The organism is Streptomyces sp. NPDC002386, assembly GCF_053593175.1.
In genome coordinates, this window is sequence record NZ_JBSFBX010000002.1 from 145956 (window position 1) to 158450 (window position 12495).

The following is a 12495-nucleotide window of genomic DNA, read 5'->3' on the forward strand; positions in this document are numbered from 1 at the left end:
AAGGGGCGTCGCCGCCCGGGACTGTCTAGGGGGGTTGACGACAACCGTAACCGACACACCGTCAACTGTCTAGGGGGGTATACGAGCGTGTCTCGAAGCTGCTGGCCGCGCTAGGACATGACCCAGTGCAGCGCGGTCGCGTCGTCGCAGGTCTTCCCCCGCGGCCAGCGCCGACCGTTGGGATCGTCGGCCTCGGCTGCACGAACGCGGCGGATCAACCCATCCGGCCCCGACGAGTTGAGGATGCCCAACACCTCTTTCCAGTCGGCAAGTTCGAAGCTGTCGACGAGTCGTGTCGCGCCATCGCTCAGCAGCGTCACGGAGGCCAGTGAATCGAGCGACACCGTCCCCGTCAGGGCATGCTCGGCCGCTCGCGGGTCGGGGCCCGCGATCCAGAAACCGCCTGGCTGGTTACGCAGGCTGGTAAGTGCGTCCCGGTATTGCGCGAGGGCAGCGGAGTGTTCGGGTGAGCCGGTAGGCAGTGCGTCGACCGGTCCACGCAGCCGCTTGCCCACGTCGTCCAAGCGCTGGTCGGTGATCGCGGCCGTACTCCCGTCCGCCTCGGCGAGGAGGAGGGTCGAGTCACCAAGGACGAGGTACTCCAGAGCTCCCGCCTCGGCCCGGACAGCGACGACCGTACTGGTCGGACTGGCCCGATAAGCCAGGTCACATGTGTCCTCGTGCAGGGAACGGACCGTTCGGATCGAGTCGGCGAGACAGTCGGCAAGCGGCCGGGCGGGGTGCGCCGCGATGTCAGCCAGCAGCAGCCCGCCCAGCGTCCAGGAGAACCAGGCAATGCCGTGCACGCATCCGGTCTCCGCCCCGGCCACGCCAGCGCCGTCGAGGAGAACGGCCGCGCCGAAAGAGGCGGCGGCGAAGTCCTCGTTTTCCCGTCCCAAGTCGGCCGGCTGCGAGCCGAGGACGACGTTCACGCCGTCGCCTCCTCGTCGTGCAGGTAGAGGGGGCAGAGCAATTCCACGGATTGGGGCTCGTCGGTTTCGGGGTCGTACTCGACGCTCACCAGCGTGGAGAAGTGACGCTCGCCCACCTGCCCCCAGAGCGTGTTGAGGTCCGAGGTGAGCAGGTGGACCACACCGAGGGAGCCTGCCGTATGGATGCCGGCAATGGCGAGCACCGAACCGTTGCCGTCCGGTCGGGGCAGCCTGCCGAGATATCCGACGTCGTGCGGGCGGTGCGGCTCGATGTCCGCTCCTGCGTGGTACTTGGCGCCGGTGCGCCGGTCGACCAGCGCCCACGGTTCACCCTCCGTACGCTCCCAGCCGAGTACCGGGTCCTGGGCGTACAGGGCGCTCATAGCCTGGGACATGGCCGGCCCGCAGACGACGATCAGGCCGTCACGATTCAGGTCGATCTCACCGTTCACCAGCACGTGACTGGAGCTGACGGCAAGCCCATAGGACTTGGCCAGCTCCTCCAGTCGCTTGCCGGAGTTCATGTCGGCCATGGCGACGACCGGACGTTTCTTCTCGCCGTCCCACCGGAGCGGAGTCACGACAGTGACGGCGCCCACCCCCAGGAAGGCCCCCTCCGGTGCCGGGCCGGTGTGCCGGATCTGGTGGATCCGCCCACGGCTCAGGCCTGCCTTCTCCGCGATCTGCGCATAGGACAGCCCTTGCGCGTGGAGGTCCTGGACCACACGGCGGCGAAGCCGGGCAAGCTCGGTCACCTCCTGCTGAGCGTCGGCCAGCCTCTTGGTGACCTCACGCAGCAGCAGGTACGGATCATCGATCGCGGTGATCCGTTGCAGCTCGTCCGACATGACCGCACCTCCTAGAAGTAACCAGGAGTCTAGGGCCCTAGACGGAATGGGCGGGAGGCGCCGTCCTGTACGAACGCTGATCACGAAGAATCGGGACCGCCGACGAGGCACACCCCGAGGGCTCACCTGCCACCGCCCACCGAGTGACCGCCGACCACTGCCGAACAGAGCGCTATCACGCCCCCTCCCGCGCCAGCTCGGCCCACACGGAACGCCCCTCGGGCCAGTTCTTCACGCCCCAGTCCTTGGCGCAGGATGCGATCAGCAGCAGCCCGCGCCCGCCCTCTTCTTGACTGGTCACATCACACAGATGCGGCACGCGTTCGCCGCCCTGGTCCACCACCTCGATACGCACGAGATCGCCGCCACCGAAGCAGACGACCACGAGGAACCAGCCGCCGGCCGAACCACTCAGTGAGTGCCGCACTGCATTGGTCGCCAGCTCGCTCACGACCAGGACGGCATCCTCGACGGGGCCGTGCCCGTCGAGCAGGGCAGCGACGAAGTGACGGGCATGCGCCACCTCTTCGGCCACACCAGGAAAGGCACGGCACCACTTGGACCGCATAGGAGACTCCTCCACCATCGTCTAGGGGACTAGACAGCGCAGCGGCAGAGTATTCCCACGAACGGCTCACGGGCCAGGCATCTAGAGGAATTATTCCTCTAAGGGGTGAGAGTGTCTCCCAAGTCGCGGAACTCCTTCATCACCTGCAACAGCAGCTCCCGCACCTCGCCTCCAAAGACCGCAGCCCCCTCGAAGCGGCCGAACGTCTCCTCGTACGAGGCCACCTCGGCGGAGTCGGCCGACACCCGCTCAGCGCCGAACGTCTCGACCACGACCGCTCGCCGGTCACACAACATGAACCCATGGCGAGGTAGGACCGGCACGGGCCGACGCCAAGGGATGACCCCGAGCCGCACGGTGCTCAGACTCTCGACGGCCAGCAAGCGGTCCAGCTGAGCGAGCATCAGCGCCGGGGTCCCCGGCCACGTCCGCAGCACAGCTTCGGTCAGCACGAACACCGACTCCCGCCCCGGTTCGTACAGCACGCTCTGACGGTCCACACGGGCGGCAACAGCCCGGCCGACCGACTCAGGCGTCGCGTTCGGCGCACTCTCGAAGACGTGCCGGGCGTACTCCGCGCTCTGGAGCATGGCCGGCAGAACGACGCACTGGAACGAGCGCACGAGGCGAGCGGAACGAATCTCATCATCAACCGCGGCACCAGCCGGGATCGCGCCGCCTTCCAGTTGATCGGAATCCGCAGCTGCCTCCACCGCGGCCAGGAGGTCACGCACCTCACGGGCGGTCGACTCATCGAGGCCGAGGGCACGCGAGAGCCGATCCAGCACGTCGAGGCTGGGAACCATGCGCCCGGTTTCGACCTTGGACACAGTCGGCTGCCCTACATGGGCCCGCTGTGCCAGCACAGCACCTGTCAGGCCGGCCTCTGCACGCAGCGCACGAAGACGCATCCCAAGCGCCCTTATCCGCTCTCGCCGTTCACTCCCCATGCCCAGGGTTCTACACCACGAATCAGCAGCCATCAGACACAAGAGCAGCATCACCGATCAACAGCACGGACGTGATTCAAAGTCTCCCTACAGGTTCAAGCCCCGGCTGCGCTCCGCTCCGCCGGGCGCGCTCCCGGCTCCGCTCCGCGCGGCGCTCCTGCCTTCGGCCCGCTCCGCCCGGGCTGCGCAGACGCGCGCCCACATGTGGATTGGGCCGGAGGCCATGAGTTGAGCACCGCATAGCGCGGCCACGGTCAGAACAGTGCCTCCGGCGGGGGATCGGCCGGCACCGGGATGGAGGGGGCGCCGTTGCCGCCCGCGGGTTCATCGTGGCGGATGCTGGGGCTCCCATCCCGCACACCGTCGACCCAGGCAGAGCCGAGCAGACGCGGCCCCTGGCGTCCAGGTCGTTCGTACAGTGGCGCGCTCCACCTGGACGCCAGGAACCACGCCCGCTCCACGGTGTGTGGGTCGACGGCGTACGGGATGGGAGCAGAGGTGAGTGGTGGGTTGCGGTGCATAGCCGCGCTGGTGCCGCCCCACTGGGCTGATGCCCCGTGAGCGTCGATACGCGCGGCGACCTTACGCATCTTTTCAGCCATCTTCGGCGTCACGCCCGCGGCGCGAGACTGACCGAGATTCGCCGAGTTTCAGTGAGGTTTAGTGAGCCTGAGTGCGGCTAAGTGCGGCTAAGTGCGGCCTTGCGCCAAGCGCCTAGCTGCCGGAAGTGAGCGGGCCTGAAGCCGGGCCGGATGAGCGCAGAAGCGCCCGCTGCTACCGTCTTGAAGCAGCCCGAAACCACATCCTCGCAAGTAGCAACCATCCAAGCCGAGTTGTGGTGTCGCGACTGCTAGAGTTACCCGCTACGCACAGCAATGACCCGTTCGGCGTCCGTCTTCCACAACATCCGCCGTACGGGTCACTCGATACCCGAAAGGAAGTCATGCTTCCGCACGACGACCCTCCGAAGCCATCGAAGACGGGAGACAACTGTCTCCCGTCCCGGAATAGTACACCCCCTCCAATGAGCAGAACAGTCAAGGCTCCTAGCGCAGCAGAACTGATCTCGGCACTCGCCAGCCTGATCACGGCCCTGACAGGCCTCGCATCCCTCTTGCTGCTGTACTGGAGCTGACCGACCAACCACCGTGCCCCCTGCGTGCCCGATGCTGAGGCACGCAGGGGGAGCCACGGGGAGCGACGGCGAACACCCGAAAAGCGTGCAGGTGAGCGCCTTGCCAGGTCAGGCATCACCCACATACTCGATCTTCCAAACTAGTGATCAATCCTCTGATGCGGAGAAGTCTTCGCTGGCAACATGAGGCCCATGGCGGACTCTTTACTTGTGGCAGCTGTGAGTGTCCTGGGGACTCTTGCCGGCGGTGGACTAACCGCAGCCGTTACCTTCCGGTCGGAACGACGCAAAGACGCAGCCCTCGCGGAACAGCAACGGATGCAGCTCTTGTCTGCTGAACAGCAACAGGCGCGACTGCTGCAAGCCGAAGAGCGCCGACAGGTACGAGAGCTCCAGATCGATCACCGGCGGCAGGTGTATCAGCAGTTCCTCGCCGACGCCCACGCCGTCAATCATGATGGCGACAGGCTTGGCGACATGATTATGCGTTCCCGTTATGAGCCGGTCGGCGACATCGACGCCTCAGCTACAGAAGTCGACGCAGCAGTTAGAGCGGCCGGCGGCTCGGCACACAGGGTGCAGTTGGAGGGCCCTGAAGCGGTATCGCGACTGGCGGATGAGGTCATGGCGTGCCTGTCCCAGCTACCTCCCACGCTCCGAAGCCTACGTCGGTGGCGGGAGGACGGAAGCCGTGGTGGACCCGGCGAGGAGACGCCGGTCGATTCGTGGTTTCAGGTTCACTCCCGTCTGAATGAGGCCATCGACACCTTCGTGGTGGCAGCCCGTAGCGCTACGGAGGATCTGCTCCGCGTGAGTGGATCGGAACGGTAGACAACAGCCGGCTCGGTCAGTGCGTACGGTTCTGCGGCTGGGCCGTGTCTGGGCCGACAACGTCACTGCACGTCGTAGGGACGCGCCGGAAAAGACGTCCGCGGGAGAGGCTGGCGCGCCACTTCCTGGGGCCTGTCAAGAGGGAGCCGGTCGGCTGACACCAGCGGCTGACACCAACAAGCACGAACAGCAGCAGTCGGGGCCGGACCTCACTGGACGATCGACCGAGGCACAGCGGCCGTTGGTGGATGTCGACAGACCTCCGTAATCGACCTCGGGCAACCTAGGTGTTCGGTCTAGGGAGGTCGTGTAACCGCGCCCTACGGTTGCGGCACCATGAGCAGCATGGACCTTGAGGGGATAGCCGCGCTGTCTGCGGCCGGAGTGGCATTTATCGGGATTCCCGCCAGCGTGATCGTCGGTCGATGGCAGATGAAGGCCGCGTTGAGTGCGGCGGAGGCGACCAGCGCGGTGGGATTGGCTCAAGCCGAGTCCGCGTACCGTGCAGCGTTGGACGCTGTTCGCGCTGAGGCGAACGCAGCTCTTCGACAGTGGCGCCGTGGCATTCAACGGGAGGCTTACGCATCTTTCCTCCTTGCCGCGAACCGAGTCAAAGAGGTGAGTGAGCGCTTCGTCCTCGATAACGCGGAAGATCTACCAGCAGAGGACGTCAGGGCCGGGAAGGCTGCTGCTGACGATGCTCTGGCAGCGCTGAAAGCAGCACAGACGATCATCGAACTCGAGGGCCCCGAGGAGGTGGCTGACCCCGCCGCAGGCATGACTGAAGCCGCTGACAGGATCCGGTATTACCTCGGCAAGCAAGCCATCTACGAGAGAGCCTGGGGCAAACTCGGTCGACTATCGAACGATCAGGCGCCGGGCGTAAGCGCTACTGCTGTAGAGCTCATGCAAGCGCTGGCTGACCTGAACCGTCTCAGTTCTACTAACTCCTCGCACCCTGACGCATCAAATGGACGGGACGCCGACGGTGCACAAGCGCCGGGACATGCCTGCCGTGTGGCCCGAAATGCACTGCCACCCAACGCCTTTGATGACGAAGAGTTCGGAGCCCTCATGGAGGGATGGCTGCGCTTTCCTCCGATGTCCGACAGCTCCTACAGCGATGCGACCCTCCGCTTCAATGAGGCGGAAGAACGCTTCGTCCGTGCAGCCAAGCGAGAACTGCATGGACCAGTCGCTTTCTAAGACCCATTAAGCATGGTAAAGGCTGAGACCCGAGGTGCGTGCGCCAGGGGTCGGCTGCCTACCACCCAGCGCCGTGCCAGACCCGTGCCAGGTTGGGCGGGCAATCACGGGGAACGGCGGGGCAACGGGCCGTCATCGTCGAATGCCCCCAGGCTGCTCCTGCGCAGGTCAGACCCACAACTCCCCCTAGATCACCTAAGCTTCCCAAGCTGATGGCTCGCCGTTCGCCCCGTAACGATCAAGCATCATAGCGACAGCGGCTACGGCGCCGGTGTGATGATCTCGCCATGGCCAGCGAGGACACCTCAACTCACGAAAGTGGCTCAGCCGTGGACTCCCCCAAGGAAGCGGCTGCGGCTCTCACGAAGCGCCGTCGTAACCCTGCAAAGAGCTTGCTGGTCCTCACCGCAGTGCTCTCTCTTGCTGTCGGCGCCGGCCTCGGCTACGCCATTGCGCACTCATCTGGGTCCACAAGCGCCTCGGTGCCTGGAGACGCTCCGATCATTGCCGGGGTCAGCAAGAAGACCGTCTGCAAGCTCGTGAGCGGTGCGATGCGACAGCAGTTCAGCATCAGAGAGGCATCTCCCATGGCTGAGGAGAAGGGTGGCGCCTCCTGCTATCTGCTAATGACACAGGACGACGCGGCTGAACCAGCTGGGTTCGTGGTCGCCTTCTACCCCACCACAGAGTCCTTGCAGCAGACGGTGGATGGTACAGACGTAATCCCAGAGAAGGCAGAGCCTTTGTTGATCCAGGGGCGAGCAGCCGCCCGCCAAGTCCTGTACGGCGACGCCTGGAAAGCTCAGCTCACCGTTGATGTAGGTGATGGAGCAACGCTCTACGTTGAGCGGTTCGGCCCCAAGGATTCACTGTCGGATCGAGAGCTCCGTCGGTCTGTCGACGACCTAGCCACCACTGTTCTCAAGCGCCAGAAAGCGTGAAGTCAGCAAGAGGCCAATCTGAGCCCAGTGCCCGCTAACAGGACTCGTCTGCGTGTCTAACTGCGTGACAACGGCGACGCGCAGCGGTGGACAACCGCGGACGTCCTTGGATCGTCACGGCAGGTGAGAAGCACACCGGCCCGAGGTCAAGCGCTCACCCAAGTTGCTTCGGGACGAAGCAGTCGCTCCGTTAGGGTGCGCCGCATGACCGACGACACCCCGGCATGTCCCGAGTGCAGCCAGCCCATGAAGTCCGGCGGCGTCGTCCTCTCCAAGCGGGAGGACGATGGCCGGCGGACGTGTCGGACGCTATGGAGGTGTACTGGCCAGCATGTCTGGTGGCGCTGGGCTGATCGGCCGGATGAGCCTTTGGAGACCTGTACGGTGCCGGAACTGTTCCACTGACATCCAACGCTGACATCAACGACCCCAGACAAGAGCGACACACAACGGCTGCGGACGGCACCGAGGCACGAGGCGAGGCCTGACCAGGCCGGGGTTAGATCGAACTCCTAAAGCGAGTGTCGCAGGTTCGAATCCTGCCGGGGGCACTCGCCCAACCACGCCCCGAAGTCGGGATGTGGCCAGGGTCGATGCCGACATAAGAGAGCGGGAGTGAGTCTCACTGCCTCCCGCTCTCTGTCGTTGGTTCGCACTGATCGCGATAGACCTGCGATAGACGCTGGCCGCCGCCGGCTCACGACCGACGGGTCCGAGGGGCCTGGTCACCAGATCGCGAAGACCTGCATCCCCTACTGGCGGAGACACTGTGGCAATGCCTTATCACGTTCGAGACGCGCCGTGCCCGACTTCCGCAGCAAGCTGTCACCGCCTGTAGGCCGGCGACACGCTCTGCCGAGTCGCCGCAGCCATAGCACGTTTGCGCCGCTCGCCGACGCCGCGATCCTTGACCCCCCGTAACACCGGGAGAGGTTCTCTGCAACGCAGTACAGATCTTCCGTCGTGACCGTATCTTTGCCCGGTGAACATCTCTTGGGATCGACTTGCAGGCGCAGCCACCTACCGGCAGTTTCAAGCTCTGGTCACCTTGCTCCTTCTCCGACTCCACCCCCGTGCGCAGGTGCCAGAGAACCCCTACATAGGCCGCCACCCGGAAGGCGACGTTTTTGTGGAGACGGAGGCCGGCGAGCGCATCGCCTTTGAGATAAAAGCCTACGCCGGGCCCCTGACAGCCTCCCGCCGTGCTCAGATACGCGAAACCATCCGCGGCGTCGACGAAAGCCTCTACAGAGTTAGGGGGCACCACCCAGATCAGTGGCACCTGGTCTGCGCCGCGGATCTCACACCTGCAGATCACCAGTGGTTTGATGAACTTAGGGACAGATACCCGTTCCTTGGCCAACTTCTTGGCGCGAGCTGGCTTGAAGAACAACTCGCCAGGTATCCCGAGTTGCAGCTCTACGCCGCGCTCGACCCATCGACGGATCCGGTGGCACGCCTCGACCACGAACTTACAGAGCGCGCGCTAAATACAGCTGAGGCTATCGTTCCCTCGGGCAGCGGCCTCGCCTCGAACAAGGGGGCCGTTCATTTCAGGGGGTTCTCCGACCGGCCGGCCAGTCGCGACTTGCTGAACCGTATGGCTTTGGTGCACGCGGTCGCCGACTTGCTCACCCCTGTCGATACAGGTCACGAGTCCATCCGAGGTCTCGACGACAACAGCGGCCCATCGGTGGTAGCCATAGAAGGGCCGTGGGGTTCAGGAAAATCCACGATGATGCAACTCATCGAGGAAGAAGTCCTTGCCCGTCAACAAGACGCATCAGTTGTTACAGGGACACGCCATAGGTGGATGCGCAAGACCTGGGCGGGGAACAGAATGCCATGGCTGCGTCGCCGATTCCTGCCGGTCCGCACAGCCGTTTGGTTGCTTCGAGCTCACCCTCAACGCGGCTCGGAAGGGACGAGTGGCCCCAGGGCAACGCATCACGGCAACTCGCAAACCCGTCCAGCAGCCCGCAAGGCGGTGACCGTACGCTTCAACCCCTGGGCACATCAGACGAGCGATCAGATCTGGGCTGGGCTTTCTCGCGAAATCGTGGAGGCCTCTCGTGCCGCCCAAGGCGCCGACGGGCGAGCACGCGAAACGTATTGGCTGCAACGTAACGCGGAACGTCTCGATCGGCATCAGTTGCGACGCACTGTCGCTAGGCGCCTTCTCTCGCCCCTACTACGGGTGGCTGTGTTCGCTCTCGTCGTCCCGGTTGTAGCGCAACTTGCAAAGGCAGATACTAAGTACTCATGGTCAGGCCACTCGGTAAAAGCCGAACTCCTCGCCATCGCGCTCCCCGTGGTCCTCCTGGGCTTGGGCCTCTTGCATACCGCAGGTAGGTTTCTTTGGGGGCGGGCGCGGTCTTATCTTCCCGGGGAGGTCCTAGATGGGCCGGTTCTGAGCGGAGCCCTCGCCGCGAACGCAGGGTCAGGAGACGGCGCTTTGCGCGACCCCTACTACAATGCCCGCTCCGGGTACCTATACCTAGTGCAACACGATATTCGCGAGCTACTGGACGCAATCCGGTCTAGCGGGCGAGAACTAATCGTCTTTATCGACGACCTCGACCGCTGCTCAACGCGTGCCACAGCAGAGGTTTTCGAAGCGATAAATCTGTTTCTCTCTGGGGCCCTCCACTCCACGGAGCGCAGCACAGAACCGAGTATTTCGCCTTGCCGATTTGTCCTTGGCTTGGACTCTTCAGTCGTTGCAGGTCACCTTGATCGATCCTACGCCGATTTCGGGTCAGCGCGAGGGCAGGCCGGACACCAGGATCCATCTTGGGGTTGGACGTTTCTTCGGAAGCTCATTCAGCTTCCAATTACGCTACCTCCAATCGCGCACCAGAGCCTCGCAACGGCCATGAGCAGCCTGCTCGGACCAGTCGACGAACAAGGTGGGTCGGGCACCGCCACTCTTCCCTCGGCTACGACCGCACCTTCCGCCAACGCCAGCCACTCATCACAGGGATTTAACCCCCCCGAGGAATCGCCTCTGATCTCTGAGGTGGAAAACCAGGTTATCGCCCTGGAGAAACACCCGACGGTTCGATACCGCCTACAGGACCGACTCACTTCACAGCGTCACATATCGATGCGAGAAGCTAAAAGACTTCTGACAGTGTGGCAGTTCTATCTCAGGGTTCTCGCCTATAAAGAGAGCTCTTCAGATCAGCTTTCCACTGAAGACGCCATGCATCTCATCACCCTCGCCGAAATCACTGCTCGTTGGCCCGCGCTGCAAGTTTCCCTGTGCTCCCGAATAGGTGGGCAATCGGGTCTGGCGGTACTCACTCCCAATGCAGCCGATGATGTGGCCTGGGCCAAGGCTCTCAGGAGCCTTGGCATTGAGGGCGGAACCCATGACAGTGCCTGCGACGATCTCCGCAGGCTACTCGCTACCCCTGAAGGGCCTGCCCTCGCCGATCTAGCGCAAAGGCTCTTCTGAAAGGGGGCCTTAGCCGCTGACCGTGCTATTCACGCGCGGCTAGCGGCTTTAGTTCGGCCAGTCTAGTTCCTTCTCCATCTTCATATTCATGGCCTCCTCCTTGTCTGGGCCAAGGTTTGTCTCATGCGGGGGCCGGCCGAAGTCGCCGTTCAAGATGCTTGAGCAGCTGAGGGACGAGGTGAAGATCGACGGGCAGCTCTTCGAGTAAGCTCAAGAGCTGCGAGTTCTTGGCAACCAGGGTGCTCACTTCACCGGGGCCTCAGTGAGCCGCGAGGACGCCGCCGACGTCTGGCTCTTGCCGAGGCTCTACTCGACTACCTATATGTGTTTTCAGCTCAATTTGCAGCGTTTAAGGCACGGCGCGCCGATGCCAAGGCGAATAAAGGCGAACCCTCATCATCTGCCTAAGGCCGCCGTAACCGACAAGGGTGGACGCGTAGGGGCGTGTTCAGCCTGACTGGTGCCACTCTCCGCCTGTGCTGCTCACGATGATTTGCGGACGGGGGACGTCGCCCGGCTCCTGGCGGCCTGTGTGCAGCGCTACGAGTCAGATCCTTCTCGTCCCAGGCGCCGGCCAAGAAGGCAGCAGCGGTGAGTGTCTAACTGCGTGACAACGCGCACGAACAACCGCGGACGAGCACGGACGTCCACAGTCCATCAACCCAGGTGACGAGCGTACAAGCCCGAGGCAGCAGCGCTACCCAAGTTGCTTCGGGACCAAGAGGGCATCGCACTAGTCGCCACCCATGCGCTTCCAACGTAGAGCCTTGCTCTGGTCGAGGGCCGACAACCTCGCTCAGGTCGGCCGGGGGTCCAGCGAGGCACACGCACACTTAGTCGTCGGCTGAAGCGCGTGGCTGACTGTCGTCGGCTGAGGCTCACACGGGTGGCGCCGCAGGTTTCGGCTGTCCGTTGAGCGCGGCCCCGGATCTGGCAAGTTCTGAGCCGTCCCCCGGACCTGTTCGTCCTCGGTTCGCCGGCCAGTCGCAGTGCATTCATTTCCCGAGGCGGGCTCGCCTTGGGCAGCTAACTCCAACGCTCGTTATGCGCCACGGCGCGAAGGTAATAAATCCGCGTCTCGCTATCGATATCGTTTATTTCGTGATAGATGGCAGCAGCCTTCGAATACGCTTCCACAGCCTCCTCCAGACGGCGAACCCGCAGCAAAGCGGTGCCCAGATTACCGAGCACCTCTCCTTCTGCCTTAATATCGTTGATCTCATGGTAGATGGCAGCAGCCTTCGAATACGCTTCGACAGCCTCCTCCAGACGGCGAACCCGCAGCAAGGCGGCGCCGAGGTCACTTAGCGAAAGCCCTTCACTGCGGAAATCGCCTGTCTCATGATAGAGGTCTACAGCCCTCTGGTGAGCACTGATCGCGTCACTATGCATACCTCGTTCCATAAAGGCGAGGCCACAATTCCGCATTGCTCTTCCCTCGCCGTGAAGATCGCCGATTTCGCGACAATAATCGATCACTCGCGCATTAATTTGGATGGCCTCATCAAATCGTCGAAGCTGATGAAGGGCGCTGCCGAGGTTATTCAGGGCTTGCCCCTGGCCGTGGAGATCACCGGAGACCCTGTATAGGGCGCTTGCCTGATGAAGGGCATCGAGCGCTTCA

9 protein-coding genes are annotated in these 12495 nt (G+C 63.5%); 3 read left to right on the forward strand and 6 right to left on the reverse strand.

Going from position 1 to position 12495, the window contains the following annotated elements; all coding sequences use genetic code 11:
• Positions 1–110: 110 nt before the first annotated feature.
• The 5 genes from ACWCPN_RS04785 to ACWCPN_RS04805 form a co-directional block, all read right to left on the reverse strand.
• Positions 111–932 (reverse strand): integrase, encoded by an 822-nt coding sequence (locus ACWCPN_RS04785; protein ID WP_451202425.1) that lies wholly within the window; start codon positions 930–932, stop codon positions 111–113.
• The gene (locus ACWCPN_RS04790; RefSeq protein ID WP_451202426.1) at positions 929–1780 is read right to left on the reverse strand and encodes a sigma factor-like helix-turn-helix DNA-binding protein; all 852 of its coding nucleotides are present in this window, start codon (positions 1778–1780) and stop codon (positions 929–931) included. The genes ACWCPN_RS04785 and ACWCPN_RS04790 overlap by 4 nt, the downstream gene beginning before the upstream one ends.
• A 175-nt stretch (positions 1781–1955) precedes the next feature.
• The gene (locus ACWCPN_RS04795; RefSeq protein ID WP_451202427.1) at positions 1956–2348 is read right to left on the reverse strand and encodes an ATP-binding protein; all 393 of its coding nucleotides are present in this window, start codon (positions 2346–2348) and stop codon (positions 1956–1958) included.
• Positions 2349–2446: 98 nt separating this feature from the next.
• Positions 2447–3298 carry a helix-turn-helix domain-containing protein gene (locus tag ACWCPN_RS04800; protein ID WP_451203014.1) on the reverse strand — a complete coding sequence of 284 codons (852 nt, stop codon included), beginning with the start codon at positions 3296–3298 and terminating at the stop codon, positions 2447–2449.
• A 1387-nt stretch (positions 3299–4685) separates the two neighbouring features.
• Entirely contained in the window at positions 4686–4889 is a 204-nt protein-coding gene (locus tag ACWCPN_RS04805; RefSeq protein ID WP_451202429.1) for a hypothetical protein, read from the reverse strand.
• Positions 4890–5600: 711 nt separating this feature from the next.
• On the opposite strand from ACWCPN_RS04805, the gene ACWCPN_RS04810 reads away from it, so the two are divergent.
• From ACWCPN_RS04810 to ACWCPN_RS04820, 3 genes are all read left to right on the forward strand, one after another.
• On the forward strand, positions 5601–6470 hold the full coding sequence (locus tag ACWCPN_RS04810; protein ID WP_451202430.1) for a hypothetical protein: 870 nt from the start codon (positions 5601–5603) through the stop codon (positions 6468–6470).
• Positions 6471–6757: 287 nt separating this feature from the next.
• Complete coding sequence (locus ACWCPN_RS04815) at positions 6758–7411, forward strand: hypothetical protein (protein ID WP_451202432.1); 654 nt, start codon at positions 6758–6760, stop codon at positions 7409–7411.
• Positions 7412–8393: 982 nt separating this feature from the next.
• Positions 8394–10871: a KAP family P-loop NTPase fold protein gene (locus ACWCPN_RS04820; RefSeq protein ID WP_451202433.1), complete on the forward strand. Its 2478-nt coding sequence runs from the start codon at positions 8394–8396 to the stop codon at positions 10869–10871.
• Positions 10872–11897: 1026 nt separating this feature from the next.
• On the opposite strand, the gene ACWCPN_RS04825 is transcribed toward ACWCPN_RS04820, so the two are convergent.
• A partial coding sequence (locus ACWCPN_RS04825) for a tetratricopeptide repeat protein (RefSeq protein ID WP_451202435.1) occupies positions 11898–12495 on the reverse strand: 598 nt, incomplete at its 5' end.

Excerpts from the sequence above, each read along its gene's own strand:
- ACWCPN_RS04790 (WP_451202426.1), bottom strand. The coding sequence starts at position 1,780 with ATGTCGGACGAGCTGCAACGGATCACCGCGATCGATGATCCGTACCTG.
- ACWCPN_RS04815 (WP_451202432.1), top strand. The coding sequence starts at position 6,758 with ATGGCCAGCGAGGACACCTCAACTCACGAAAGTGGCTCAGCCGTGGAC.
- ACWCPN_RS04805 (WP_451202429.1), bottom strand. The coding sequence starts at position 4,889 with ATGATTGACGGCGTGGGCGTCGGCGAGGAACTGCTGATACACCTGCCG.
- ACWCPN_RS04800 (WP_451203014.1), bottom strand. The coding sequence starts at position 3,298 with ATGGGGAGTGAACGGCGAGAGCGGATAAGGGCGCTTGGGATGCGTCTT.
- ACWCPN_RS04810 (WP_451202430.1), top strand. The coding sequence starts at position 5,601 with ATGAGCAGCATGGACCTTGAGGGGATAGCCGCGCTGTCTGCGGCCGGA.
- ACWCPN_RS04795 (WP_451202427.1), bottom strand. The coding sequence starts at position 2,348 with ATGCGGTCCAAGTGGTGCCGTGCCTTTCCTGGTGTGGCCGAAGAGGTG.